Origin of the sequence: Microbacterium sp. 70-16 (assembly GCF_001898315.1) — a bacterium.
GTDB lineage: Bacteria > Actinomycetota > Actinomycetes > Actinomycetales > Microbacteriaceae > Microbacterium.
This window is the reverse complement of record NZ_MKTQ01000014.1, coordinates 580,780-606,383: the sequence shown is the minus strand read 5'-3', so window position 1 is coordinate 606,383 and position 25,604 is coordinate 580,780. Positions and strand designations below refer to the sequence as shown.

General features: G+C 70.4%; 25 protein-coding genes. 21 read left to right on the top strand and 4 right to left on the bottom strand.

From position 1 onward, the window contains the following. Nucleotide 1 precedes the first annotated feature (1 nt). Genes uvrC through whiA form a run of 3 tightly spaced genes read left to right on the top strand, consistent with a single transcriptional unit; the run spans nucleotide 2 to nucleotide 3,881 of the window. Complete coding sequence (gene uvrC, locus BGO46_RS07850) at nucleotides 2–1,945, top strand: excinuclease ABC subunit UvrC (RefSeq protein WP_292676052.1); 1,944 nt, start codon at nucleotides 2–4, stop codon at nucleotides 1,943–1,945. A gap of 42 nt (nucleotides 1,946–1,987) precedes the next feature. Further along, a complete protein-coding gene (gene rapZ, locus BGO46_RS07845) occupies nucleotides 1,988–2,863 on the top strand; it encodes an RNase adapter RapZ (RefSeq protein WP_292676054.1) in 876 nt (291 codons plus the stop codon). Between the two features lie 40 nt (nucleotides 2,864–2,903). After that, nucleotides 2,904–3,881: a DNA-binding protein WhiA gene (gene whiA / locus BGO46_RS07840; protein WP_292676055.1), complete on the top strand. Its 978-nt coding sequence runs from the start codon at nucleotides 2,904–2,906 to the stop codon at nucleotides 3,879–3,881. Between the two features lie 13 nt (nucleotides 3,882–3,894). Here whiA and BGO46_RS07835 read toward each other — a convergent pair whose 3' ends face one another. Then, nucleotides 3,895–5,058 (bottom strand): glutamate--cysteine ligase, encoded by a 1,164-nt coding sequence (locus BGO46_RS07835; protein ID WP_292676057.1) that lies wholly within the window; start codon nucleotides 5,056–5,058, stop codon nucleotides 3,895–3,897. Nucleotides 5,059–5,256: 198 nt separating this feature from the next. Here BGO46_RS07835 and rpsP point away from each other — a divergent pair, with 198 nt between their 5' ends. The 4 genes from rpsP (at nucleotide 5,257) to BGO46_RS07815 (ending at nucleotide 10,787) form a co-directional block, all read left to right on the top strand. Further along, the gene (rpsP, locus tag BGO46_RS07830) at nucleotides 5,257–5,691 is read left to right on the top strand and encodes a 30S ribosomal protein S16 (protein WP_292676059.1); all 435 of its coding nucleotides are present in this window, start codon (nucleotides 5,257–5,259) and stop codon (nucleotides 5,689–5,691) included. Between the two features lie 4 nt (nucleotides 5,692–5,695). Further along, nucleotides 5,696–5,926, top strand: coding sequence for an RNA-binding protein (locus BGO46_RS07825; RefSeq protein ID WP_292676061.1), 231 nt, complete (start codon nucleotides 5,696–5,698; stop codon nucleotides 5,924–5,926). A 1-nt stretch (nucleotide 5,927) separates the two neighbouring features. Further along, nucleotides 5,928–6,530 carry a ribosome maturation factor RimM gene (rimM, locus tag BGO46_RS07820; RefSeq protein ID WP_292676064.1) on the top strand — a complete coding sequence of 201 codons (603 nt, stop codon included), beginning with the start codon at nucleotides 5,928–5,930 and terminating at the stop codon, nucleotides 6,528–6,530. A 96-nt stretch (nucleotides 6,531–6,626) separates the two neighbouring features. Further along, nucleotides 6,627–10,787, top strand: coding sequence for a bifunctional nitrate reductase/sulfite reductase flavoprotein subunit alpha (locus BGO46_RS07815; RefSeq protein WP_292676067.1), 4,161 nt, complete (start codon nucleotides 6,627–6,629; stop codon nucleotides 10,785–10,787). A 171-nt stretch (nucleotides 10,788–10,958) separates the two neighbouring features. Here BGO46_RS07815 and BGO46_RS07810 read toward each other — a convergent pair whose 3' ends face one another. Further along, a complete protein-coding gene (locus BGO46_RS07810) occupies nucleotides 10,959–12,356 on the bottom strand; it encodes an MFS transporter (protein ID WP_292676070.1) in 1,398 nt (465 codons plus the stop codon). Nucleotides 12,357–12,521: 165 nt separating this feature from the next. Here BGO46_RS07810 and trmD point away from each other — a divergent pair, with 165 nt between their 5' ends. Continuing rightward, nucleotides 12,522–13,211, top strand: coding sequence for a tRNA (guanosine(37)-N1)-methyltransferase TrmD (trmD, locus tag BGO46_RS07805; RefSeq protein ID WP_292676072.1), 690 nt, complete (start codon nucleotides 12,522–12,524; stop codon nucleotides 13,209–13,211). 5 nt (nucleotides 13,212–13,216) lie between these two features. On the opposite strand, the gene map is transcribed toward trmD, so the two are convergent. Next, nucleotides 13,217–13,999: a type I methionyl aminopeptidase gene (gene map, locus BGO46_RS07800; RefSeq protein ID WP_292676074.1), complete on the bottom strand. Its 783-nt coding sequence runs from the start codon at nucleotides 13,997–13,999 to the stop codon at nucleotides 13,217–13,219. 52 nt (nucleotides 14,000–14,051) lie between these two features. Between map and BGO46_RS07795 the strand changes: the two genes are divergently transcribed. The 9 genes from BGO46_RS07795 (at nucleotide 14,052) to BGO46_RS07755 (ending at nucleotide 21,248) form a co-directional block, all read left to right on the top strand. Continuing rightward, entirely contained in the window at nucleotides 14,052–14,555 is a 504-nt protein-coding gene (locus BGO46_RS07795) for an MFS transporter permease (RefSeq protein ID WP_292676076.1), read from the top strand. 175 nt (nucleotides 14,556–14,730) lie between these two features. Next, nucleotides 14,731–15,078 carry a 50S ribosomal protein L19 gene (gene rplS, locus BGO46_RS07790; RefSeq protein ID WP_292676079.1) on the top strand — a complete coding sequence of 116 codons (348 nt, stop codon included), beginning with the start codon at nucleotides 14,731–14,733 and terminating at the stop codon, nucleotides 15,076–15,078. A gap of 169 nt (nucleotides 15,079–15,247) precedes the next feature. Next, a complete protein-coding gene (gene lepB / locus BGO46_RS07785; RefSeq protein WP_292676082.1) occupies nucleotides 15,248–16,030 on the top strand; it encodes a signal peptidase I in 783 nt (260 codons plus the stop codon). After that, the gene (locus BGO46_RS07780; protein ID WP_292676084.1) at nucleotides 16,027–16,686 is read left to right on the top strand and encodes a ribonuclease HII; all 660 of its coding nucleotides are present in this window, start codon (nucleotides 16,027–16,029) and stop codon (nucleotides 16,684–16,686) included. The genes lepB and BGO46_RS07780 overlap by 4 nt, the downstream gene beginning before the upstream one ends. A gap of 84 nt (nucleotides 16,687–16,770) precedes the next feature. Continuing rightward, on the top strand, nucleotides 16,771–17,094 hold the full coding sequence (locus BGO46_RS07775) for a DUF2469 family protein (RefSeq protein ID WP_292676087.1): 324 nt from the start codon (nucleotides 16,771–16,773) through the stop codon (nucleotides 17,092–17,094). A 102-nt stretch (nucleotides 17,095–17,196) separates the two neighbouring features. Next, nucleotides 17,197–17,559 carry a YraN family protein gene (locus tag BGO46_RS07770; protein WP_292676090.1) on the top strand — a complete coding sequence of 121 codons (363 nt, stop codon included), beginning with the start codon at nucleotides 17,197–17,199 and terminating at the stop codon, nucleotides 17,557–17,559. Continuing rightward, entirely contained in the window at nucleotides 17,556–19,103 is a 1,548-nt protein-coding gene (locus BGO46_RS07765) for a YifB family Mg chelatase-like AAA ATPase (protein ID WP_292676093.1), read from the top strand. Before BGO46_RS07770 ends, BGO46_RS07765 begins: the two co-directional genes overlap by 4 nt. Continuing rightward, nucleotides 19,100–20,308, top strand: a complete 1,209-nt coding sequence (gene dprA / locus BGO46_RS07760; RefSeq protein ID WP_292676095.1) for a DNA-processing protein DprA — start codon at nucleotides 19,100–19,102, stop codon at nucleotides 20,306–20,308. Before BGO46_RS07765 ends, dprA begins: the two co-directional genes overlap by 4 nt. 40 nt (nucleotides 20,309–20,348) lie before the next feature. Further along, a complete protein-coding gene (locus BGO46_RS07755) occupies nucleotides 20,349–21,248 on the top strand; it encodes a tyrosine-type recombinase/integrase (RefSeq protein ID WP_292676098.1) in 900 nt (299 codons plus the stop codon). 193 nt (nucleotides 21,249–21,441) lie between these two features. On the opposite strand, the gene BGO46_RS07750 is transcribed toward BGO46_RS07755, so the two are convergent. Then, nucleotides 21,442–22,002, bottom strand: a complete 561-nt coding sequence (locus BGO46_RS07750) for a M23 family metallopeptidase (RefSeq protein WP_292676100.1) — start codon at nucleotides 22,000–22,002, stop codon at nucleotides 21,442–21,444. Nucleotides 22,003–22,342: 340 nt separating this feature from the next. Here BGO46_RS07750 and rpsB point away from each other — a divergent pair, with 340 nt between their 5' ends. The 4 genes from rpsB to frr all read left to right on the top strand — a co-directional run bounded on the left by rpsB (nucleotide 22,343) and on the right by frr (nucleotide 25,603). Further along, nucleotides 22,343–23,257 carry a 30S ribosomal protein S2 gene (gene rpsB, locus BGO46_RS07745; protein ID WP_292676102.1) on the top strand — a complete coding sequence of 305 codons (915 nt, stop codon included), beginning with the start codon at nucleotides 22,343–22,345 and terminating at the stop codon, nucleotides 23,255–23,257. 104 nt (nucleotides 23,258–23,361) lie between these two features. Next, complete coding sequence (gene tsf, locus BGO46_RS07740; protein WP_292676104.1) at nucleotides 23,362–24,189, top strand: translation elongation factor Ts; 828 nt, start codon at nucleotides 23,362–23,364, stop codon at nucleotides 24,187–24,189. Nucleotides 24,190–24,276: 87 nt separating this feature from the next. After that, a complete protein-coding gene (gene pyrH / locus BGO46_RS07735; RefSeq protein WP_292676107.1) occupies nucleotides 24,277–24,996 on the top strand; it encodes a UMP kinase in 720 nt (239 codons plus the stop codon). Nucleotides 24,997–25,048: 52 nt separating this feature from the next. Then, nucleotides 25,049–25,603: a ribosome recycling factor gene (gene frr, locus BGO46_RS07730; RefSeq protein ID WP_292676494.1), complete on the top strand. Its 555-nt coding sequence runs from the start codon at nucleotides 25,049–25,051 to the stop codon at nucleotides 25,601–25,603. The last annotated feature ends 1 nt before the right edge of the window (nucleotide 25,604 follow it).

Genomic DNA, 25,604 nt, shown 5'->3' with positions numbered 1-25,604 from the left:
GATGGCGAACCAACTGCCCTACAAGCCGAAGCAGGGAGAGATCCCCACCCAGCCCGGCGTCTACCGCTTCCGCGATGCCGACGGCCGCGTGCTGTACGTCGGCAAGGCGAAGAACTTGCGCGCGCGGCTGTCGAACTACTTCGCGCCGCTGCACACGCTGCACGAGCGCACGCGCCGCATGGTGACGACCGCGACGTCGGTGGAGTGGACCGTCGTCGCCAGCGACGTAGAGTCGCTGCAGCTCGAGTACATGTGGATCCAGGAGTTCTCGCCGCCGTTCAACGTGCGGTACAAGGACGACAAGTCCTACCCCTACATGGCGATCACCCTCGGCGACGAGGCGCCGCGCGTCATCGTCACGCGCAACCGGCGCATCCCCGGCGCCCGCTACTTCGGCCCGTACCCCAAAGTGTGGGCTGTGCACGACACGATCGACCTGATGATCAAGGTCTTCCCGATCCGCACCTGTTCGGATGCCTCGTACAAGAAGGCCATGGCCACCGGCCGCCCGTGCTTCCCCGGTCAGATCGGCCGTTGCGGCGGCCCGTGCTCGATGAAGGTGACGGTCGAAGAGCACCGCGCGATCGTCGACGACTTCGTCGCGTTCATGTCGGGCGGCGACGCGCGGTTCACACGCGAACTGACGACGCGGATGCGTGAGGCATCCGCCGCCATGGACTACGAGTCGGCGGCCGTCTACCGCGACCGGCTGCAGTCGATCGACGCCGTCCTCAGTCGCAGCTCACTCGTGCTCGCGGAAGACACCGACGCCGACCTGTTCGGCATCGCCGAGGACGAGCTGTCGGCCGCGGTGCAGCACTTTGTGATCCGCGGCGGACGCGTGCGCGGGGTGCGCGCGACGACGATCGACAAGGAACTCGACATCTCGGGCGCAGAGCTCGTCGACCAGGTGCTGCAGCGCACCTACGGGTCGGCGGGGGCGGGCGAGATTCCGCGCCAGGTGCTCGTCCCGACGATGCCGGAGGACGCCGCCGAGCTCGAGCAATGGCTGCAAGAGCGCCGTGGCCGGCGCGTCACCCTGCAGGTCGCACAGCGCGGCCGCAAGGCCGATCTGATGCGCACGGCGACGCTCAACGCCCAGCAGGCGCTCATGCTGCACAAGACCCGGCGGACTTCGGACTACACGGCACGCACGAAGGCGCTGACCGATCTGCAGCTCGCCCTGGGGCTTGACGAGGCACCGCTGCGGATCGAGTGCTACGACGTGTCGCACCTGTCGGGGACGAACGTCGTGGCATCCATGGTCGTCTTCGAAGACGGACTGCCGCGCAAGGACCAGTACCGCTCGTTCAGCGTCGCCGAGACCACCGACGACACCGACTCGCTCTACCAGGTGCTCACACGCCGCCTCGCCCACGTCGACCGCGACGAGGCCCCCGACGCCTCTGAAGCCCCCGACGGCCCCTCGACAAGCTCAGTGACCACTGGAACCCTGGCCCCCGAGCCTGTCGAGGGGCCGGTCGTCACCGAGCGCAAGCGCCCACGGTTCGCCTACCGCCCGCAGCTGCTCGTCGTCGACGGCGGTGCTCCGCAGGTCGCGGCGGCGGCCCGCGCCCTCGCCGACGCCGGCCACACCGAGATCGCCCTCTGCGGCATCGCGAAGCGACTCGAAGAGATCTGGCTGCCGGGGGAGGACTATCCGGTCATCCTGCCGCGCACGTCGGAGGCGCTGTACCTGATCCAGCGTCTGCGCGACGAGGCACACCGCTTCGCGATCACGCACCAGCGCAAGCGGCGCCGACGCGACATCACGACGGTGCTGAGCGAAGTGCCGGGCCTGGGCGAAGCCCGCATCAAGGCGCTGTTGAAGCACTTCGGATCGGTCACAGCGCTCAGCAAGGCGACTGCCGACGAGATCACCGAACTGCCCGGCATCGGACCGAAGCTGGCGGCCGCGATCGAGCAGCGTCTCGCGAATCGATAGGCTGGTCGGACGGGCGACAGCAGGCCGAGCGTGGGAGCAGACGTGGCAGAGGATCAGGCACCTGGCGAGATCCTGATCGTGACGGGGATGTCGGGGGCAGGCCGCACGACCGCGGCGAACGCCCTCGAAGACCTCGGCTGGTACGTCGTCGACAACCTCCCGCCGCAGATGCTGAGGCCTCTGCTCGAGCTGTCGGAGCTTGCCGGCGGTGCGCTGCCGAAGATCGCCGCCGTCGTCGACGTGCGTGGCCGCGACCTGTTCACCGAACTGCCCACGATCGCCGCGGCGCTGCGCGCGGGCCGCCAGCTGCGCGTCCTGTTCCTGGATGCCTCCGACGACGTGCTCGTGCGGAGATTCGAGTCGGTGCGCCGCCCGCATCCGCTGCAGGGTGACGGGACGATCCTCGATGGCATCCAGCGGGAGCGCGAGCGGGTGTCGATCATCCGCGCGAGCGCCGACATGCTGATCGACACGAGCGCGCTGAACATCCATCAGCTCGCGACGCGGGTGGTCGACCTGTTCACCGACGAGGGCGCGGCGCGGCACACCGTCACCGTCATGAGCTTCGGGTTCAAGTACGGGCTGCCCACCGACGTCGACATGGTCGCCGACATGCGGTTCCTGCCGAACCCGTTCTGGGTGCCCGAGCTGAAGGGGCACACCGGCGAAGAGGAACAGGTGCGCGAGTACGTGCTCGCCCAGCCCGGAGCGCTGGAGTTCATCGACGCGTATGCGCGCGCGTTGCACCCCGTTCTGGAGGGCTACCAGCGCGAGAACAAGCGGCATTCCGTCGTTGCGGTCGGGTGCACCGGCGGCAAGCACCGCTCGGTCGTCACCGCGATCGAACTGGCCCAGCGGCTGGCGGAGGTGCCGGGTGTAGCCGTACGGGTGAAGCACCGCGACCTCGGACGCGAGTAGGCTGTTCCTTTGTCCCCCGACCCCCGCACGAAGGATTGCTGTGTCGCCTACCGCTGACGTGAAGACCGAGCTGGCCGCCGTTCGCGACCCTCGTCCCACGGCTCGAGTGGCGGAGTTGACCGCGATCCTCCGCTTCTCGGGCGGCCTCCACTCCATCGCCGGCCGCGTCGCGGTCGAGGCCGAACTCGAGTCGGATCTGCTGGCGCGCCGCGTCGCCCGCGACATCATGGAGCTCTACGGCGTGCGCCCTGAGCTGCACCGTGTGCAGGCATCGGGTGGTCGCGCCGGCGGCTCGTTCGCCGTGCGCGTCATCGACGGGGGAGAGACCCTCGCCCGGCAGACCGGCCTGCTCGACCAGCGCCGCCGCCCGGTGCGCGGGCTGCCGAACAAGCTCACGACGGGCGCGCGCCCCGACCTCGCCGCCGTCTGGCGCGGTGCGTTCCTCGCCGCCGGCACCCTGTCTGACCCCGGCCGCTCCGCGGCGCTCGAGATCGCCTGCCCGTCGGGTGAGGCCGCGATGGCGCTCGTCGGCGCGGCGCACCGCCTGGGCATCGCGGCGAAGGCCCGCGAGGTGCGCGGCGTGCCGCGTGTCGTCGTCCGCGACGGCGAGGCGATCCGTCTGGCGCTTGCCGAGATGGGCGCCGTGCGCATGGCGGGAGCCTGGGAAGAGCAGCGTCAGCGCCGCGAGGTGCGCGCCGGCGTCAATCGCCTCGTGAACTTCGACGACGCCAACCTGCGCCGCTCGGCTCAGGCCGCCGTCGCGGCATGCGCGCGCGTCGAGCGAGCGCTCGAGATCCTCGCCGACGAGGTGCCCGAGCACCTGCGCGAAGCCGGCGAGCTGCGTCTCGCGCACCGCGACGCGAGTCTCGACGAGCTCGGCCATCACGCCGATCCGCCGCTGACGAAGGATGCCGTCGCGGGGCGCATCCGCCGCCTGCTCGCGATGGCCGACAAGAAGGCCACCGCCGAAGGCATCCCGGGCACCGATTCCGCCGTGCCGGAGGGCTTCGAGGACTGAGCGGCCGCGGCGGTCAGTTGGCCGGGTCGGCCAGATGCTCGCGCAGCGTCGGGCCGTTGCGGAACTCGCGGATGAGGTGGTGCACCACTTCGCGCAGATCGCCGTCGGCGGCCTCGGCCACCACGACCTGCCGCGCGTAGCTGGCACCCTGAGCGACGATGCGCTCGAGACCGGCGAACTCGCGCGCGCAGTGCAGATCGGCCGCGACCGGCGCCAGCTGCTCGATCGTCTCGAGCAGGTGCTCGGTGACGAGGCGCTGCGTACCGGCGCGGTCGACGATGACACGGGCATCCAGCCCGTATCGTGCCGCGCGCCACTTGTTCTCGCGCACGAACCACGGCTGCAGACGCTCGAGGGTGCGCCCCTCGTCGAGCTCGCGTGAGAAGTGCTCGACGAGCACCTGGACGAGCGCCGCGACGGCGGCGAGCTCGGGCAGCGTCGACATGCCGTCGCAGGCCCGCACCTCGATCGTGCCCCAGCGCGGTGCCGGGCGGATGTCCCAGCGCACCTCCGTGCCGTCGGTGATCACTCCCGTGCGGATGAGGTCCTGCAGGTACGACTCGTACTGCGCCCAGTCGTCGAGTGGCCACGGCAGGCCAGCCGTCGGCAGCTGCTGGAAGACGAGCGCGCGGTTCGACGCGTAGCCGGTGCGCTCACCCGCCCAGAACGGACTCGACGCCGACAGCGCCTGCAGGTGGGGGAGGTAGGTCGACAGGGCGCCGATGATCGGGAACACCTTGTCGACGTCGTCGACGCCGACGTGCACGTGGATGCCCCAGATCATCATGTTGCGCCCCCACCACTGCGTCCGCTCGATGAGGGTGTGGTACCGCGTCTTATCGGTGACCTGCTGGTCGTACCACTGCGCGAACGGGTGACTGCCGGCGCACAGCAGCTCGACGGCGGCGGGGTTCGTGAGCGTGCGCACGTCGGCGATCGCATCGGCGATGTCATCGACGGCGGATGCCACGGTGTCGCCGATCCCGCTGGTGACCTCGATCGTGTTCGTCAGCAACTCGCCGGTCACGGTGTAGCGCTCCAGCGCCGTGCGCTCCTCCAGTTCGGGCAGGAACTCGGGTGCACGGCCGACGAGGTCGCCGCTCTCGCGGTCGGCGAGCATGAGCTCCCACTCGAGTCCCACGGTCGAGCGGGCGGAGGTCGCGAACGGCACCGTCATGGCGTCAGTCTGGCACGCACCCGCGCAATCGGCGTCGCCGGTTCGCGGCATCCGCAACAATCTGGCAAAATGGACGGTTGGACCACCCGCTCGACCCTCTATCCAGCGGCGAACGGTCCACCGCAGAGCTTCCGCCGGGTGTGCACCCCACGCTCCAGGCGACGTTCATCACCTCACATCACACCATTCAGGAGAATTGTGGCTGTCAAGATCCGTCTCAAGCGCCTCGGTAAGATCCGTGCGCCCTACTACCGCATCGTCGTCGCCGACTCGCGCACCAAGCGCGACGGTCGCGTCATCGAGGAGATCGGTCAGTACCACCCGACCGAGGAGCCCTCGGTCATCAAGATCGACTCCGACCGCGCCCAGTACTGGCTGTCGGTCGGCGCCCAGCCGACCGAGCAGGTCACCGCGCTGCTCAAGCTCACGGGCGACTGGGGCAAGTTCAAGGGCGACAAGAACGCTGTCTCGACCGTGAAGACCGCCGAAGACAAGGGCGAGTTCCAGGTCGACGCCGCGAAGAAGTCGGTCATCAAGCCCAAGGTCGAGAAGAAGGCCGAAGAGCCCGTCGCCGAGGCTGCTGACGAGGTCGAGGCCCCCGCGGCCGACGCCGAGCAGACCGACGCCGAGTAAGACCTTGCTGTCCGCCGCGCTCGAGCACATCGTCAAGGGGATCGTCGATCACCCGGACGATGTCACCATCCGTTCCTCCACGTCGCCTCGCGGTGACGTCCTCGAGGTGCGCGTGCACCCCGACGACCGGGGTCGGGTCATCGGGCGCGGCGGCCGCACGGCCAAGGCCCTGCGCACCCTTGTGACCGCGCTCGCCGACGGCCGCCGCGTGCGCGTCGACGTCGCGGACGACTGAGATGGCCTCGGCAGAACCGACGCGCAATCAGCTGCGCGTCGGGCGCCTCGTCAAGGCCCATGGCCTGAAGGGCGCCCTCAAACTCGAGCTGTACACCGACGACCCGGACGGGCGTTTCGTCCCCGGCGCGGTGTTCACGCTGCAGGTCCCGGCGGCATCCCCGTGGCACGGCAAGACCGTGACGGTGCGGGAGTTCCGCTGGATGAACACGCACCCCGTCGTCTTCTTCGAGGACATCGACGACCGCGACGGCGCGGAGTCGCTCGTGCGCGCGATCCTCTGGATCGACCAGGACGACGCCGCGCCCGCCGAGGACGACGCCTGGTTCGATCACCAGCTCGTCGGCCTCGATGTCGTGCGCGAGGGCGTGACCGTCGGCCGCGTCGTGCGCGTCGACCACTTCCCGGCGCAGGACCTGCTGATCGTGCGTCCCTCCGGCGGCGACGCCGACGCCGAGATCCTCGTGCCGTTCGTCAAGGCGATCGTCCCCGAGGTCGATCTCGCCGCCGGACGCGTCATCGTCACGCCGCCCGCGGGTCTGTTCGAAGAACTGCCCGCGGAGCCCGACGACGAGACCGCGGCAGACGTCGCCGCGGAAGACTGAACCTCACTCCACTCTGCCCTCGCGTGTGAGCAGGATGTGACCTTCGGGTAACACGTTCGGAAGCACGGCGGAATCTCGGCCGCGCATCATCGGAATGTGGCACCGACGGGTGAGGTCTCGGCGGCTCCCGCGGCGCCGCCGCAGGAGCACCGCACCGTGTGCTCGTACTGCGGTGTCGGCTGCGGCATCGTCGTCACGCCCGGGCCCGACGGCGCCCCCGCGCGCGCCGTCGGCGACAAGGCGCACCCGACCAACGCGGGCCGGCTGTGCACGAAGGGTGCGACCCACGTCGAGCTCATGCGCACTCCCGGCCGCGCCGAGACGGCGCTCGTGCGCCCCGCGCGGGGTGCGGACCCGATTGCGACGGACGTCGACGACGCCGTGCGGGATGCCGGGGCGAGACTGCGCGCGATCGTCGACGAGCATGGGCCGGATGCCCTCGCGCTGTACGTCTCGGGTCAGATGTCGATCGAGGCGCAGTACCTGTCGAACAAGCTGGTCAAGGGCTACCTGCGCGGGCTGCACATCGAGTCGAACTCGCGCCTGTGCATGGCCTCGGCGGGCACCGGGTACAAGCAGTCGCTCGGTGCGGACGGCCCTCCCGGGTCGTACGAGGACTTCGAGGCATCCGACCTGTTCTTCGTCATCGGGTCGAACATGGCCGACTGCCACCCGATCCTGTTCCTGCGCATGGCCGACCGGCTCAAGCAGGGTGCGCGGCTGATCGTCGTCGATCCGCGGCGCACCGCGACCGCCGAGCGCGCCGACCTGTTCCTGCAGATCCGCCCCGGCACCGACCTCGCGCTGCTCAACGGCCTGCTGCACCTGCTTGTCGCCGGCGGTCACATCGACGAGGACTTCATCGCGGAGCACACCGAGGGGTGGGACGCGATGGCCGACCTGCTCGCCGACTATCCGCCTGCGCGGGTCGCCGAGATCACGGGCATCCCGGAAGCGGACATCCGCACGGCGGCCCAGTGGATCGGCGAGGCCGGCGAGTGGATGACCCTGTGGACGATGGGTCTGAACCAGTCCACGCACGGCACGTGGAGCACGAACGCGATCTGCAACCTGCACCTCGCGACGGGCGCCATCTGCCGCCCCGGCAGCGGCCCGTTCTCGCTCACGGGGCAGCCCAACGCGATGGGCGGCCGTGAGATGGGATACATGGGCCCGGGGTTGCCCGGGCAGCGGGCCGTGTTCTCGGCTGACGATCGCGCGGTCGTCGAGGAGATCTGGGGGCTGCCGTCCGGCAGCATTCGCGCCGAGAGCGGCACCGGGACGATCGACATGTTCCGCGCGATGGCGGACGGTCAGATCAAGGCGGCGTGGATCATCTGCACGAATCCGGTGGCCACGGTCGCCAATCGCGGCACGGTGATCGCGGGCCTCGAAGCCGCCGAGTTCGTCCTCGTGCAGGATGTCTACGCGAGCACCGCGACGGCGGCGTACGCCGACGTGGTGCTGCCGGCGACGCTGTGGATCGAATCGGACGGGGTGACGGTCGGCAGCGATCGCACCGTGAACCTGGTGCACCGCGCCGCCGAACCGCCGGGGCAGGCCGAGCCGGACTGGCTGCTCATCTGCCGCATCGCGCGCGCGATGGGCTACGCCGACGGCTTCGACTTCGCCTCGAGCGAAGAGGTCTTCGACGAGATCCGCCGCTTCTGGAACCCGCAGACCGGCTGGGACATGCGCGGCATCAGCTATGAGCGACTGCGGCGCGGACCCGTGCAGTGGCCCGCCCCGCCGGGTGACGACGCCGAACGGCATCCGATCCGCTACGTCAACGACGGCGTCAGTCAGTCACTGTTCACGGATGCCTCGGGGGTGACTCCGCGGCTCGCCTTCGCGACCCCGTCGCGCCGCGCGCAGTTCCTCGCGCGCCCGCATCTGGACCCGGCCGAGCTGCCCGACGACGACCACCCGTGGATCCTCAACACGGGCCGGCTGCAGCACCAGTGGCACACCATGACCAAGACCGGCAAGGTCGGCAAGCTCGCGAAGCTGACGCCGGATCCCTTCGTCGAGATCCACCCCGACGATGCCGCCGCGCACGGCATCGCCGACGGCGACCAGGTCGAGGTGGCGTCACGCCGCGGGCGTGTCGTGCTGTCGGCCGTCGTCACCGACCGCGTGCGCCCCGGCGGCCTGTTCGCTCCGTTCCACTGGAACGACGAGCACGGGGCCGACCTCACCGTCAACGCCGTCACGAGCGACGCCGTCGACCCCGCGTCGCTGCAGCCCGAGTTCAAGTACGCCGCCGTCGCGGTGCGGCGCGTGGGCCCCGCGCCCGAGGCGGTTGCGCCGGTGGCCGCGCCGGTCGAGGCGGGTGCCGCGGTGTCGCTGGATGCCGTCGTGGCAGCCGCCGGAATCGACCTGACGGCCGTGCCCGTGCTCGCCGGCGCCGAGCGGAGCTACATCGCCGGATTCCTCGCGGCCCTGGCCGCCGCGCCGCCGGCGCCGGGGACGGCGCCAGCGCTGCCGCCGGCCGCCCCGCTCGGGGCGGAGGCTCGCGCCTGGTTCGAAGGGCTGCTGGCCGGCGGCTACTCACGGGTCGAGTTGCCCGCGTTGCCTGGGTTGCCTTCCCTGCCTGGGGGCGCTGCGGACGCCGCGGAGGGCGCCTCCGGCGGCGTGCCCGTGACCGTGCTGTGGGCCTCGCAGACCGGCAACGCGGAGGAGGTCGCGACGGCCTGCGCGGCGGCGCTGCAGGCGCGCGGCGTGCCGGTGCGGACGGCCGACATGTGTGGCATCCACGTCGCGGATCTCGCCGCGACGCAGCAGCTGCTCGTGATCACGTCGACCTTCGGTGACGGCGGACCGCCCGACAACGGATCGGGACTGTGGGACGAGTTGGCCGCCGACGACGCGCCGGGCCTCGCGGGCCTGCGCTACGCCGTGCTCGCCCTCGGCGACTCGAGCTACGACGACTTCTGCGGCCACGGCCGCAGCCTCGACGAGCGCCTCGGGCAGCTCGGCGCGACCGCACTGCTCGAGCGGGTGGACTGCGAACCCGACTTCGAGGCATCCGCCGCCTCCTGGATCGAGACCGTCGCGGGGCTGCTCGCGACGGGTGCGGGTGCGACGGATACTGCGGTTCCCGCCACCCCCGCCACCCCCGCCGCCCCGCCGGCGACGCGCCGGCTGTTCACCCGCAGCAACCCCGTGCGGGCGGCGCTCGTGCGCAACGTGCTGCTGAGCGGCACCGGCTCGAGCAAGGAGGTGCGCCAGCTCGGCTTCGACCTGAGCGGCACCGGCGCGACGTACGCCGCGGGCGATGCGCTCGGCGTCGTGTGCGTCAACGCCGACGCGCTCGTGAACGAGTGGCTGACCGCCACGGCATCCGCCCCGTACGCGATCGTCGACGTCGACGGGCAGGAGCACACCCTCATCGACGCGCTGCGCACCCGGCTCGACATCACGCGCGTCACGCCGGAGTTCCTCGCGCTCGTCGCTGACCGCAGCCGCGATTCGCGTCTGGAGACCCTCCTGCGGCGCGAGAACAAGACCAAGCTCGAGCAGTTCCTCTGGAGCATGCAGGCGATCGACGTCGTGCACGAGTTCCCGATGCGGGCAGAGCCCGACGAATGGGTCTTGGTGCTGCGGCGGCTGCAGCCGCGCCAGTACTCGATCTCGTCGAGCCCCAAGACCGACCCCGGTGAAGTGCAGCTGACGGTGTCGGTCGTGCGCTTCCGCACCGAGCGCGGGCGCGAGCGCGGCGGGCTGTGCTCGACGTTCCTCGCCGACCGGGCGCAGGAGGCCCCGGTGTTCCTGCAGCGCTCACCGCACTTCCGCCCGCCCGAAGACGGCACGGCTCCCGCGATCATGATCGGCCCCGGCACGGGCGTCGCACCCTTCCGCGGGTTTCTGCACGACCGCCGCGCCGACGGCCACACGGGCCGCAACTGGCTGTTCTTCGGCGAGCAGCACGAGGCGAGCGACTTCTATTACCGCGACGAGCTCACCGACCTGCACGACGATGGCGTGCTCACGCGGCTCGACCTCGCGTTCTCGCGCGACCAGCGGCAGAAGATCTACGTGCAGGACCGCATGATCGAGCACGGCGCCGAGCTGTGGCGCTGGCTCGGCGACGGCGCCCACGTGTACGTGTGCGGGGATGCCGCGCGCATGGCGACCGACGTCGACGCGACGCTGCTCGACATCATCCGCCGCCACGGCGGGCTGAGCGAAGACGCGGCGGTCGAGTACCGGTCCGAGCTTGCGGCATCCGGTCGCTACGCGCGCGACGTGTACTGATTCGCGCGTTGTCGCGGGTGCTGCCGCGCGGTGTGGGGTCGCGTGGCGTGCCGACGCGCGGTCGCGCGGGCGTGTGTTGCCGCGCATGCTGCCGCGTTGCGGGCGCGCACCGCAACGCAGCAGCGCCGCCCACCCTGCGGTGAGCGGCGCTGCGCGTAATGACCGCGGGCGTCAGATGCGCTGACGCCCGAGCGACGCACGCGGCACGAGGTACATCGCGACCGTCAGGGCGAGCAGCGCGGCGTAGCCGACGACGAAGCCGATGAACGCGGCCGAGTAGCCGCCTGTCGCCTGCTGCGACAGGTTGAGCACCTGCGGCACGAGGAACCCGCCGTACGCGCCGATCGCCGAGATGATCCCGAGCGACGCCGCCGACGTGCGCTGCATCGCGGCGGCCTCGGGTGTGCCGGGCTGCACGCCGTGGGCGACGGCGCGGGCCGCGAAGATCGTCGGAATCATGCGGTACGTCGACCCGTTACCCACGCCCGTCGCGGCGAACAGCACGAGGAAGCACCCCAGGTACAGCCAGAAGTTGTGCAGCGGCAGGATCCACACGAGGGTCAGCGCGCCGAGTGCCATGACGGCGAACGCCGCGACCGTGATGCGGGCACCGCCGACACGGTCGGCGAGCTTGCCGCCGTAGGGGCGTGCGAGCGAGCCGACGAGCGCACCGAGGAAGGCGAGCGTGAGGGATGCCTGGCCGACCTGGAACGTCGAGTACTCGGGGAACTGGTCGGCGATGAGCTTCGGGAACACGCTCGCGAAGCCGATGAACGACCCGAACGTACCGATGTACAGCAGCGACATGAGCCACAGGTGGGGCTGGCGCAGCGCCGCGGCAGAGCCGGCGAAGTCAGCCTTCGCCGACGACAGGTTGTCCATGTACCGCCACGCGCCCCAGATCGCCACCAGGATCAGCGGGATCCACATCCAGCCGGCGAGCGACAGGTTGAGGGTCGTGCCGGCGCCGATCGTGACGACGATCGGCACGGCGAACTGCGCGACCGACGTGCCGAGGTTGCCGCCGGCCGCGTTCAGTCCGAGCGCCCAGCCCTTCTCGCGCTGCGGGAAGAAGTAGGTGATGTTCGCCATCGAGCTCGCGAAGTTGCCGCCGCCGACACCCGCGAGCGCCGCGACCAGCAGCAGCACGCCGAACGGCGTCTCGGGGTTGGCGACGACGACGCCCAGCAACACGGCGGGGATCAGCAGCAGGGCGGCCGAGATGATCGTCCAGTTGCGACCGCCGACGAGGGCGACCATGAACGTGTACGGGAACCGCAGCGTCGCGCCGACGAGGCTCGGCAGCGAGATGAGCCAGAACAGCTGCGAGCTCTCGAGCGTGAACCCGGCACCGGGCAGCATCACGACGACGATGCTCCACAGCTGCCAGATGATGAAGCCGAGGAACTCGGCGAAGATCGACCAGCCGAGGTTGCGCCGCGCGATCGCGCGACCCGCGCTGTTCCAGAAGGCGTTGTCCTCGGGGTTCCAGCCGTCGATCCAGCGGCCCGGGCGATGGGTGAGGGCGGGTGCGGCCGGTGGTGCAGCAGGGGTGACGCTCGTGGTCATGACGACTCCTGGGGTGGGCTCGGACGTTACCCACACGCTAGGGACGCGGTGTTTCGGCGCCCGCGCCCGCGCGGTTAGCGCTGGGTAACACCTCCGTCACGCGCGGGGGAGGCGGCAGGTGAGGGCGCCGTCACGCGCTGGAAACACGCGCTCTAGACTCGAGGGATGCGCATCGACGTCGTCACGATCTTCCCGGCGTTCTTCGACGTGCTCGAAGTGTCTCTGCTGGGCAAGGCGCGCGGCGCGGGCATCCTCGATGTGCACGTGCACGACCTGCGTGACGCGACCCACGACCGCCATCGCACGGTCGACGACACCCCGTACGGCGGGGGAGCGGGCATGGTCATGAAGCCCGAGCCGTGGGGCGAAGTGCTCGACGGCATCACGGATGCCGCGGACGAGCCGCCCGTCTTCATCTTCCCGTCGCCGGCCGGCGAGGTCTTCACGCAGGCGACGGCCCGCGAGCTGTCGGACGAGTCACACCTCGTATTCGGCTGCGGCCGCTACGAGGGCATCGACGAACGCGTCTTCGCGTATGCCGCCACCCTCGGACGCGTGCGCCTCATTAGCCTCGGCGACTACGTGCTCAACGGCGGCGAGGTCGCCGCGATGGCCATGATCGAGGCGATCGGCCGGCTCGTCCCCGGCGTCGTCGGCAACCCCGAGAGCCTCGTCGAGGAGTCGCACGAGGACGGCCTGCTCGAGTACCCGTCGTACACGAAGCCCGCGTCCTGGCGCGGCTACGACGTGCCCGAGGTGCTGCTCAGCGGCCACCACGGCAAGGTCGCGCAGTGGCGCCACGACCAGCAGGTGCAGCGCACGCGCGAGCGCCGTCCCGACCTGCTCGAGGGCTGACGCGCTCAGTCGACGCCGAGGAACGACCGGTCGGTGAGGATGATCGGGCCGTCGGCCGTGATCGCGACGGTGTGTTCGGCGTGCGCGCCGCGCGAGCCGTCGACGCTGCGCAGCGTCCAGCCGTCGGGGTCGGTGACGAGCTCGTCGGTCGTCTGCAGGAACCACGGCTCGAGGGCGACGACCAGGCCCGAGCGCAGCGGGTAGCCACGGTTGGGCTTGCCGTCGTTGGGCACGTGCGGGTCGCCGTGCATGACGCGGCCGACGCCGTGTCCGCCGAAGTCGGTGTTGATCGAGTAGCCGTCGGCGCGGGCGACCTGCGAGATCGCGTGCGAGATGTCGCCGATGCGGTCACCCGCCACGGCCGCGCCGATCGCCGCATCGAGTGCGCGCTGGGTCGTGTCGATGAGGGCGAGATCCTCGTCGCGCGGTGTGCCCACGACGAACGAGACCGCCGAGTCGGCGACCCAGCCGTCGACCGAGACGGCGAAGTCGAGCGAGACGAGGTCGCCGTCGCGCAGCGTGTAGTCGTGGGGGAGTCCATGCAAGACCGCGTCGTTGATCGACGTGCAGATGACCTTGCCGAACGGGCTCGCGCCGAACGAGGGGTGGTAGTCGATGTAGCAAGACTCGGCGCCGGCGCGGCGGATCATCTCGTGCGCGCGGTTGTCGATCGTCAGCAGGTTGGTGCCGACCTTCGTGTCGTCTCGGAGCGTCGCCAGCACCTCCGCCACGAAGCGCCCCGCGGGCCGCATCGCCTCGATCTCAGCGGGAGTGCGCAGCTCGATCATCGTGATCCTTTCGTCAGCTTCCATTGTGGCTGACCGGCGTAGCATCGAGGGCATGGCACTACGCAGTGGGTTCTATCGATGGCTGATTCCGGCTGCATTCGTGCTGCCGCTGTGGCTGTTCGTCGGTTGGATCATCTTCGGCGCCAACCCGCTCTCCCTGCTGTGGGTGCTGCTGTCGGCCCCGATCGTCATGGTGGGCCAGCTCATCCTCACGCTGCTCGTCCGCGCACGTGGCACGGCTCGCGCAGAACGCGCCGTGTCGTGGACCGACATCGGCCTCATCGGCGGCTGGAACGTGCTGATCGTCGCGCTCGGCGTCTTCTCCAACCCGTGGTGGTGGGCGCTGTTCGCCCTCACCGTCATCGTCGGCGTCGTGGCGCTGTGGTCGGTGCTCGCGCAGCTGTGGCGCGAGGCGCGGCCGGCGGGCATCGTGCTGCACACGCCCGACGGCATGGGCTACGTGCCGGCGCCGCAGACGCAGACGCAGACGCAGGCGCAGAGTTCGGATGCCGACGTCATCATCGTCCGAGAGAGCGGCGACCAGCAGGCATCCTGAGCCGCTGCCGTCGTTTTGGCGGCGGGCGTCATTCGTGGCAGAATAGCTGTTTGTGCCCTGATCAGGCTCTGCCTCAGGGGAGCACGACGCCGCTGGTCGGCGTCCCGGGCGCACACCACTCTTTTCAACCATCTCTCTCGCGATCGACCTGTGGCGGTCGCAGGAAGTGACGATCATGCAGATCCTCGACTCCGTCGACGCGGCTTCGCTCCGCTCCGACATCCCCGCCTTCGCCCCCGGTGACACCGTCAAGGTGCACGTGAACATCACCGAAGGAAGCCGCTCGCGCATCCAGGTGTTCCAGGGCGTCGTCATCGGCCGCTCCGGCGACGGTGTGCGCGAGACCTTCACGGTCCGCAAGATCAGCTTCCAGGTGGGCGTCGAGCGCACCTTCCCCGTGCACAGCCCGGTGATCGACCACATCGAGGTCGTCACCCGTGGTGACGTGCGCCGCGCGAAGCTCTACTACCTGCGCGAACTCCGTGGCAAGAAGGCCAAGATCAAGGAGAAGCGCGACAACTGACGCGTTCCGCAGGCTCGCTGCCTGCGTGCTCAAGCCCCGGACCGGCCTCGCGTCGTCCGGGGCTTTTGCGTCGGTCGACGCACCACGGATGTCGGGACCGGGCGCGGGATGTGCGAACCTTGGAGGGGGCGCGGACCGATTCGTGGTGCGCCGAGCCAGAGAGACGCGAATGACCTCCGAGAACCTGACGGATGCCGGACTCGGGCAACCTGGGCAACCCGGCCCGAACGGCCAGCCGGTGCTGCGGCCCCGTGCCCGCCGCAGCCGCAGCATCTGGCCACTCGTGCGCGACATCCTGGTGATCGTCGCCGTCGCGATCCTGATCTCCTTCGTCATCAAGACCTTCCTGGTGCGTTCGTTCTACATCCCCTCGGGGTCGATGGAGCAGACGCTGCTGGTCAAGGACCGCATCCTCGTCGACGAACTCACGCCGCGCTTCTCCGACTACGAGCGCGGCGACGTGATCGTCTTCCGTGACCCGGGCGGCTGGCTGCCTGTCTCGACGCGCCCGGCGCAGCCGCCGATCGTGCAGTCCTTCGACTGGCTGCTCTCGCTCGTCGGCATCACCGCGTCCGACAGTGAAGACCATCTCATCAAGCGCATCATCGGCGTCGGCGGCGACCACGTCGTCTGCTGCAACGCGCTCGGCCAGATCACCGTCAACGGCACCCCGATCGACGAGACCTCCTACCTGAATCTCTCCGAGGGGCAGACCGCGCCGCGCGATCTGCCGTACGACGTCACGGTGCCCGAGGGATCCCTGTGGGTGCTGGGCGACAATCGCGACAACTCGCAGGACTCGCGCTATCACATGGACCAGCCCTCCGGCGGCTTCGTCCCCGTCGAGAACGTCGTCGGGCGCGCGTTCCTGATCACGTGGCCGCTGGGCCGCTTCGGCACGATCGACTTCCATCACGACGTGTTCGAAGGTGTGCCGGACGGCAACGGATGACGGTCGTCGCACCGCGGCTGACGGTCGAGCGCCGACTGCTGCGTGAGCACGCCCTCGTCATCGCGTGCGACGAGGTCGGACGCGGTGCGTTGGCGGGGCCGGTCGCGGTGGGTGCGGTCGCGGTGGATGCCACGGCAGCACGTCGCCGCGTGCCCGAGGGACTGCGCGACTCGAAGCTCGTCACCGAGCACCGCCGCCCCGACGTCGCGGCGCGGGCGGCGGCGTGGGTCGGTGCGTCGGCGGTCGGCTGGTCGAGCGCGGCCGAGATCGACGAGGTCGGCATCATGCGCGCGCTCGGGCTCGCAGCCCTCCGGGCGATCGCGGACCTCCGCAGCGGCGGTGTGCTCGTCGAGGACGCGATCGTCATCCTCGACGGCAACCACGACTACATCACACCCGCGGGCGGCGAGGGTCTGCACGTGCAGCCGATCGTGAAGGCCGACCGGGACTGCGCTTCGGCATCGGCGGCATCCGTCATCGCGAAAGTCGCCCGTGACACGCTGATGGTGTCGCTGCACGAAGAAGCGCCCGCCTACCAGTGGGCGCGCAACAAGGGCTACGCGAGTGCCGAGCACCGCGCCGCCATCCGGGCGCAGGGTCTGAGTGCGCACCACCGTGCGTCGTGGGCCATCGCCGACGCTCCGACGCTGTTCTGACGCGGATCCGGGCGACGCGGGGCGGCTCCGGGGTGTCCCGCAGCGGCGACGGCGAGTCGGCCCCGGCTCTAGACTGTTCTCACCATGGATGACGAAGTCTTCGAGGATTACGACCGTGAGTTGGAGCTCGCCCTCTACAAGGAGTACCGCGACGTCGTCTCGCAATTCCAGTATGTGATCGAGACCGAGCGTCGGTTCTATCTCGCCAACGACGTGAACGTCGTGCGGCGCGACACCGAGCACGACTTCTACTTCGAGATCACGATGACCGACGTGTGGGTGTGGGACATCTACCGCGCCGATCGGTTCGTGAAGTCGGTGCGGGTGCTGACCTTCAAGGACGTCAACGTCGAAGAGCTGCAGCGGCGCGACTTCCAGCTGCCGGAGGAGCTCTCGCTGGATTCCTGAGCCGGCGCATCGTCTCCTCCACAATCGAGGAGTTTCGCGAACTGTCCACGGATCGCCGGAAACGGCCGCCACGGCGCGTGCCGCGCGGGCACGATGCCATTCATGGCAGACAAGGACATCCGCGGGCGCGCCGGTGAAGAGCGCGCGGCGCGTCACCTGCAGGCGCAGGGCTATACGGTGCTCGACCGCAATTGGCGCACCGCCGCGGGCGAGCTCGACATCGTCGCCGCGCGCGGGCCGCACCTGGTCGTGGTCGAGGTCAAGACCCGGCGCACGGAGTGGTTCGGGCACCCGTTCGAAGCGGTCGACAAGCGCAAGCGCGACCGGCTGTGGCGCCTCGCCTGCGCGTGGGCCGTCGCGCACCCCGAGGTCGCGCGGCGCCGCACACTGCGGCTCGATCTGATCGGCATCACCGGCGAAGACCCCGCGACAGCGGTGCTCGAGCACCTCGAGGACCTGCGATGAGCGTCGCACGCACGTGGGGCGTCGTGCTGACGGGACTGCAGGGCGACCTCGTCGAGGTCGAGGCCGACCTGTCGAACCAGACGCCCGGCTTCACGATCATCGGGCTCGCCGACAAGGCCGTCGGCGAGGCGCACCAACGCGTGCACAACGCCTGCGCGAACAGTGCGCTGCCCCTGCCGCGCCGGAAGCTCACGGTCAACCTCTCGCCGGCCAACCTTCCCAAGCACGGGTCAGGCCTCGATGTCGCGATGGCTGTTGCGGCGCTTGCGACCGAGGCGCCGATGGATGCCGTGTCGCTGTTGTCCACGGTGCACATCGGCGAGCTCGGTCTCGACGGACGCCTGCGCCCGGTTCCCGGCGTCTTGCCCGCCGTCGCGGCGGCGGCGCGGGCGGGCATGCAGCGGGTGATCGTCCCGTGGGCCAACCGGCAGGAGGCCGAGCTCGTGCCCGGCGTCGAGGTGTTCGGCGCGGTGACGCTGCGCGACGTCCTCCGCCGACACGGGCTCGAGCTGGCCGAACTCGAGGGTGCCGACCTCGAACCGGTCGCCGCGCCGCCCGGGCGGTCCGCGCTCGACGCCGACGAGCTCGTGCCCGACTTGGCCGACGTCATCGGGCAGCGGGATGCCGTCGACGCGCTCGTCCTCGCCGCCGCCGGTGGCCACCACGTGCTGATGAGCGGCCCACCAGGGGCTGGCAAGACCATGCTCGCGCGACGTCTGCCGGGCATCCTGCCCGATCTCGACGACGACGCGGCGGTGCAGGCGGCGTCGATGCGGTCGCTCGCGGGACTGCCCGTCACGCGGCTGAGCCGCGTCGCACCCTTCGAGGCGCCGCACCACAGCGCGAGCGTCGCCGCCCTGATCGGCGGCGGCAGCCGGACGGTCCGGCCCGGGGCGATCGCCCGCGCCAGCGGGGGAGTCCTGTTCCTCGACGAAGCCGGTGAGTTCGCGGGCCACGCACTGGACTCGCTGCGGCAGCCGCTCGAGTCGGGCAGCATCGAGATCCACCGGGCCGGGTTCCGGGCGACCTTCCCCGCGCGGTTCCAGCTCGTGCTCGCGACCAACCCGTGTCCGTGCGGCAACTACGGCGTGCCGCACGCGGAGTGCCGCTGCCCGTCGCTCGCGATTCGCCGGTACCTCGGAAAGCTCTCAGGGCCGTTGCGCGATCGCATCGACATCGAGTTGTCGTTGCAGCGTGTCGCGGTGGCGCAGTTGCGTGCCGACGACACGTCGCGGGTCACCAGCGTCGACGCGCGAGCACGCGTGCTGGAAGCCCGGGCCCGCGCGGCCGTGCGGCTCGCTCAGACGCCGTGGCGCACGAACGCGGAGGTGTCCGGCGCGTGGCTGCGCGACGGGCCTCTCGCGCCCGAACCGATCATCCGGCGTCCGCTGGATGCCGCGCTGCAGCGCGGCGCGCTCACGCTGCGCGGCTACGACCGTGTGCTGCGCGTGGCGTGGTCGCACGCCGACCTCTCCGGCCGAGAGCGGCTCGCTGTCGCGGACATCGGCCGAGCGCTGTATCTGAAGCGGGGGACCGACCGATGAACGGGATCGAACTGACACCGGATGCCGCGGCGCGCGCCCTCGGCCCGCTCGGCGCCGAGCGCGGCGACGGCGACCCCGTCGACGCGTACGCGCGGGCGCTGTGGTCGGCGCTGGTCGAACCGGGCGACCGCGTCGCGGGAGCCCTCATCGACACTGTCGGTGCCGTGCGAGCGCTCGAAATGGCGTGCGCCACCTCCGGCGGATGGGATGAAGCCGCGCTGGCGGGCCTCACGCGGAACGAGCTCACGCAGGCGCGTGGACGCTGGCATCCGCGGATCGGTGCTGCACCGCCGGCGCTGGAGTCGGCTCGGCGGGCCGGCGTGCAGCTCGTGATCCCCGGAGACGACGCGTGGCCGCAGCGCGCCTACGACCTCGGCCCGTACGCGCCGGTGTGCTTGTGGGCGCGGGGCGAGGTGGCGCTGCTCGGTGGCATGACCCCGGCTTTCGCGGTGGTCGGCGCACGGGCATCGTCGTCGTACGGCGAGTTCGTCGCGGCAGATCTCGCGGCCGGCGGTGCTGCCGCAGGCATCGCGGTGTACTCCGGCGCCGCGTACGGCATCGACGCGGCAGCCCATGCGGCCGCGCTCTCTGCAGGCGGCGTGACCGTCGCTATCATGGCCGGCGGCCTCGACCGGACCTACCCCGTCGGCAACGTCGATCTTGTCGAGCGGATCACGCGCACGGGCGTGGTGATCGCGGAGGTACCGTGCGGCACGACGCCGACGAAGCACCGGTTCTTGGCACGCAACAGGCTCATCGCCGCACTCAGCGACGCGACGGTCATCGTCGAGGCAGGCTGGCGCAGTGGCGCGTTGAACACCGCCCACCACGCGCAGGCGATCGGGCGGCCGCTGGGTGTCGTGCCGGGGCCGATCACCTCGGCATCCTCGATGGGCTGTCACCGGCTGCTGCGCGAGGGGGATGCCGTGTGCATCACCGGCCTCGACGACGTGCGTGAGCTGATCGGTCTGGGGCAGACGATCTTCTCGAGCGCGCAGGTCGGCGATCACATCGATGATCGCACGCGCGTGCTCGACGCACTGAGCGCGCGCAGCGCTCGGGAGACCGCCGACGTGGCCCGTCGGGCGGGCCTCGCCGTCGGCGAGGCTGCGGCGCTGCTCGGTCTGCTCGAGCTCGATGGTGTCGTCGAGCGGCGTGCGACCGGCTGGGTGCAGCGCGCGCCGGGCGCGGCGACACTCTGGTGATCGACGGTCGTGTGGCGGCGGGAGGCGGCATGCTGAGGGGATGAGATTGTCGGACGCTGCTGCGGCGTATGCCACGCACCTGGCCGACGTGCGCAGGCTGTCGCCCGCGACGGTGCGTGCGTACGCCGCCGACCTGCGCGACCTCGCTGCGACCGTCGGCGAGGTCGAGCTCGCCGACATCGATCTCGAGACGCTGCGCGACTGGTTGTGGCGGGCGACCGAGCGCGGTGACGCCCGGTCGACGATCGCGCGCCGCACGGCATCCGTTCGCGGGTTCTTCGCGTGGGCGGTCGATGAGGGCCTCGTGCCGCTTGATCCCAGCCTGCGACTGGTCGCGCCCAAGCGCGGCCGGACGCTGCCGAAGGTCGCGACGGCGGTCGCGCTCGACGCCGTGTTGGACGGCGCAGGTGCCCGCGCGACGAGCGGTGACGTGCTCGCACTGCGGGATGCGGCGATCCTCGAGCTGCTGTACGCCTCGGCGCTGCGCGTCGCGGAGCTGTGCAGCGCCGACCTCGACGACCTCGATCGCAGCCGGCGCACCGTCCGCGTGCTCGGCAAAGGGTCGAAGGAGCGGGTCGTCCCGTACGGCGATCCGGCCGCGCACGCCCTCGACGCCTACCTGACCCGGGCGCGGCCCGTGCTCGTCGGGCGCGGCGAGGGGACGCCGGCGCTGTTCCTCGGTGCCCGAGGCGGGCGCCTCGGCGCACGCGCCGCGTACGACGTCGTCTCGCGCGTGCTCGCGCCCGTCGTCGGGCGCGAGACGGTGGGTCCGCACGCTCTGCGCCACTCGGCCGCGACGCACCTGCTCGACGGGGGAGCGGATCTGCGCACCGTGCAGGAGATGCTCGGCCACGCCAGCCTCGGTACGACGCAGATCTACACGCACGTCTCGGCCGAGAAGCTCGCCGCGGCGTACCGTCTCGCCCACCCGCGGGCGTGACCCGCGCGCGCGTGCGCGGCGGGGCATCCTTCATCCGTCCGTTGTTGTCGCTGGCATCCCCGCGCGGCGGCAAATCGGGACGGATGAGCGGGGGTGGGTAGGCGCGGGCATACCTTCATCCGTCCGAAGTTGTCGGTGGGGATGCCCCGTAGCGGCATTTCGGGACGGATGAGCGCCGCGCCGCGCGGGCCGCTCAACAGCACGGCAGCAGCACGGCGCGCTCGATGCCGCCCAGCAGCAGCATCGGGTTGATGTACTCGCCGTACTCGCGCACGCCGAAGTGGACGGCGTCGGCGGGCGTGTGGCCGCCGGACGCGACAGTCCCGACGACCGCGCCCGCGTCGACGACGGTACCGATCGCGAGGCCGGGCACGACCGGCTCGAACGTCGAGACCAGGCCGTCACCGTGGTCGACCGTGATGACGCCGCGCCCCGCGACCGAGCCCGCGAATGCGACGACTCCGGGGGCCGGACTGTGCACGTCCGACCCTTCGGGGGCGGCGAGGTCGATGCCACGGTGCCCGGGGCCATATTCGTGCGCCGGCGCGACGAACGGGGCGACGATGCGCGGCGGCGCGATCGGCCACTGCCAGGCGCTTCCGACACCGGCAACTGCGGACGAAGAATGGATGCCATCGCCAGAGGCCGACCCCCGAATGCCATCGCCAGAAGCCGCGGCCGGCGTGAGCACCGCCGCGGCGACCGCCAGCGCGGCGGCGGCCACGACGGGACGGAAGCGACGGCGCAGGAACATGACCCCACTGTGCGCGCCACGGCCGTGCCGTGGGACGCGGAAGGGCGCATCTGTGGACGCATCGCGAGATCGCCGAATTGTGGAGGAGTCGGTGCGACGCCCACGCCGGAAGGCCCCCGCATCCCCGCGCGTGCCGACGGGGCGCGGCTGTTACACTGGAGACCGCACCCCGCTCGTCGGGGTGACTACGCGTGCCCAGAACGCAGGGCCGACCGAGAGGTCCGCCCGCGTGGCATCCACACCCACAGGTCCCTCCGCTTGCGGCGGGCGGGTGTGCGCCGGGCGCCAGGAGCATCGATCATCCGATCGAGCGAACAACCGAAAGAACAGGAGAACGGCCATGGCCGTCGTCACCATTCGCCAGCTGCTCGACAGCGGCGTGCACTTCGGGCACCAGACCCGCCGCTGGAACCCGAAAGTCAAGCGCTTCATCCTCACCGAGCGCTCCGGCATCCACATCATCGACCTGCAGCAGTCGCTCGGCTACATCGACAAGGCGTACGAGTACGTGCGCGAGACGGTCGCCCACGGCGGCACGATCCTCTTCGTCGGCACCAAGAAGCAGGCGCAGGAAGTCATCGCCGAGCAGGCCACGCGCGTCGGCCAGCCCTTCGTCAACCAGCGCTGGCTGGGCGGTCTGCTGACCAACTTCTCGACGGTCAGCAAGCGTCTCGCGCGCATGAAGGAGCTTGAGGAGCTCGACTTCGACAACCCCGCCGACAGCGGCTTCACCAAGAAGGAGCTCCTGCTCAAGAAGCGCGAGCTCGACAAGCTGCACAAGTCGCTCGGCGGTATCCGCAACCTGCAGAAGACGCCGTCGGCGATGTGGGTCGTCGATGCCAAGCGCGAGCACCTCGCGATCGACGAGGCCCGCAAGCTCGGCATCCCCGTGATCGGCATCCTCGACACGAACGCCGACCCCGACGAGTTCCAGTACCCGATCCCCGGCAACGACGACGCGATCCGCTCGGTGGGCCTGCTCACCCGCATCATCGCCGACGCCGCCGCTGAGGGCCTGATCCAGCGCCACCAGCCGACCGACGAGTCGGCGGATGCCGAGCCGCTGGCCGACTGGGAGCGCGAGCTGCTCGAGGCCCCCGTCACCGAGGCCGCCGCTGAGGCCCCTGCCGCCGAGGCTGAGACCGTCGTGACCGAGGTCGCCGAGGTCGAGACCATCGCAACCGAGTCGGCTGCTGACGAGGCCGCCGCCGAGGCCAAGGCCGAAGGCGACGCCGCAGCGGCCGCCGCCGAGTAAGACACCTTCCCGCCGCATGCGGGGCCGTCGCCGTGAGGCGGCGGTCCCGCGTCGGCATCCCGCGAGAACTCACACACAGAACTCATCACTAGGAGCCACCACCCATGGCAAACTTCACGATCGCCGACATCAAGGCGCTGCGCGAGCAGCTCGGCACGGGAATGGTCGACACCAAGAAGGCACTCGAGGAGGCCGACGGCGACCTCGAGAAGGCCGTCGAGATCCTTCGCCTGAAGGGCGCGAAGGGCAACGCCAAGCGCGCTGACCGCTCGACGAGCGAGGGCCTGGTCACGGCCGTTGCCCACGACGGCAAGGTCACGATCCTCGAGCTGAACACCGAGACCGACTTCGTCGCGAAGAACGAGCGCTTCATCGCGCTCGCCGAGAAGGTCATCGAGGCAGCATCCGCCGTCGACGCCGACTCGGTCGAGGCCGCCCTGGCAGCGCCTGCCGGCGCGCAGACGGTCGCCGAGCTCATCTCCGACGAGGCCGCCATCATCGGCGAGAAGGTCGAACTGCGCCGCGTGCGCACGCTCTCGGGCGACAAGTTCGAGATCTACCTGCACAAGACCAGCAAGGACCTGCCCCCGCAGGTCGGCGTGGTGCTCGCGTACACGGGTGAGGACGCAGAGACGGCTCGCTCGATCGCGCAGCACATCTCGTTCGCGAACCCCACCTACCTCTCCCGCGACGAGGTCCCCGCGGCCGAGGTCGAGAAGGAGCGCGAGATCGTCACTGAGATCTCCCGCAACGAGGGCAAGCCCGAGGCCGCCCTGCCGAAGATCGTCGAAGGTCGCGTGAACGCGTTCTTCAAGCAGGTCGCACTGCTCGACCAGGACTACGCGAAGGACAACAAGCTGTCCGTCGCGAAGGTCGCCGGCGACGCAGGGCTGACGCTCACCGACTTCGCCCGCTTCAAGGTCGGCGCGTAAATCGGTCAAGGGGGTCCGCATTCCGGGTGATGCGGACCCCTTTTCCGTGCCCGCTTTCGATAATCTGCACGTGACGAGAGGAACCCCATGATCGACGAGAACACCGGACGCCGCCGCGTTCTGCTGAAGCTGTCTGGAGAAGCGTTCGGGGGAGGTCAGCTCGGAGTCAATCCCGACATCGTGGGCCAGATAGCTCGTGAGATCGCCGCGGCGGTCGACCGTGTCGAGGTCGCCGTGGTGGTCGGCGGTGGCAACTTCTTCCGCGGTGCCGAGCTGAGCCAGCGCGGCATGGACCGCGGGCGTGCCGACTATATGGGCATGCTCGGCACCGTCATGAACGCCCTCGCGCTACAGGACTTCCTCGAGCAGGCGGGTGCCGCGACCCGCGTGCAGTCGGCTATTTCGATGACGCAGGTCGCTGAGCCGTACATCCCTCGCCGCGCCGAGCGCCACATGGAGAAGGGTCGCGTCGTGATCTTCGGCGCGGGCGCGGGCCTGCCCTACTTCTCAACCGACACGGTCGCCGCGCAGCGCGCGCTGGAGATCGGCGCCGACGAAGTGCTCGTCGCCAAAAACGGTGTCGACGGCGTCTACACGGCCGATCCGAAGAAGGACGCCGCGGCGACGAAGATCGACCGCATCACCTACCAGGACGCACTGCACCGCGGACTCAAGGTCGTCGACTCAACGGCGTTCAGCCTCTGCATGGACAACGGGATCGACATGCGTGTGTTCGGCATGGAGCCTGCGGGCAACGTCACGCGCGCGCTGCTGGGCGAGCCGATCGGCACGCTGGTCACGGTCTGACCCGGCTCGCGCCACTAGAATCTGTAGGTACGCAACAACGAATGGAGTGACCGTGATCGCCGAGATCCTGGCCGAAACGATCGGGCGCATGGAACGCGCCGTCGAGGCTGCGAAGGACGACTTCGCGACGGTGCGCACGGGCCGCGCCAACCCGCAGCTGTTCCAGCGGGTGATGGTCGACTACTACGGCTCGCCGACGCCGCTGTCGCAGCTCGCGTCGCTGAACGCACCCGAAGCGCGCACGCTGGTCGTGACGCCTTACGACAAGTCGGCGCTCAAGGCGATCGAGCAGGCGATCCGCGACATCCCGAACCTGGGTGTGAACCCCACCAACGACGGCAACCTCGTGCGTGTCACGATGCCCGAGCTCACCGCCGACCGGCGCAAGGAGTACGTCAAGCTCGTGCGCACGAAGGGTGAGGATGCCAAGGTGCACCTGCGTGGCATCCGCCGCAAGTCCAAGGATGAGCTCGACGCGCTCAAGAGCGACGTCGGCGAGGACGAGCTGGTCCGCGCCGAGAAGGAGCTCGACACCATCACGCGCACGCACGTCGACCTGATCGACGAGGCACTCAAGCGCAAAGAGGCCGAGCTTCTCGAGGTCTGAG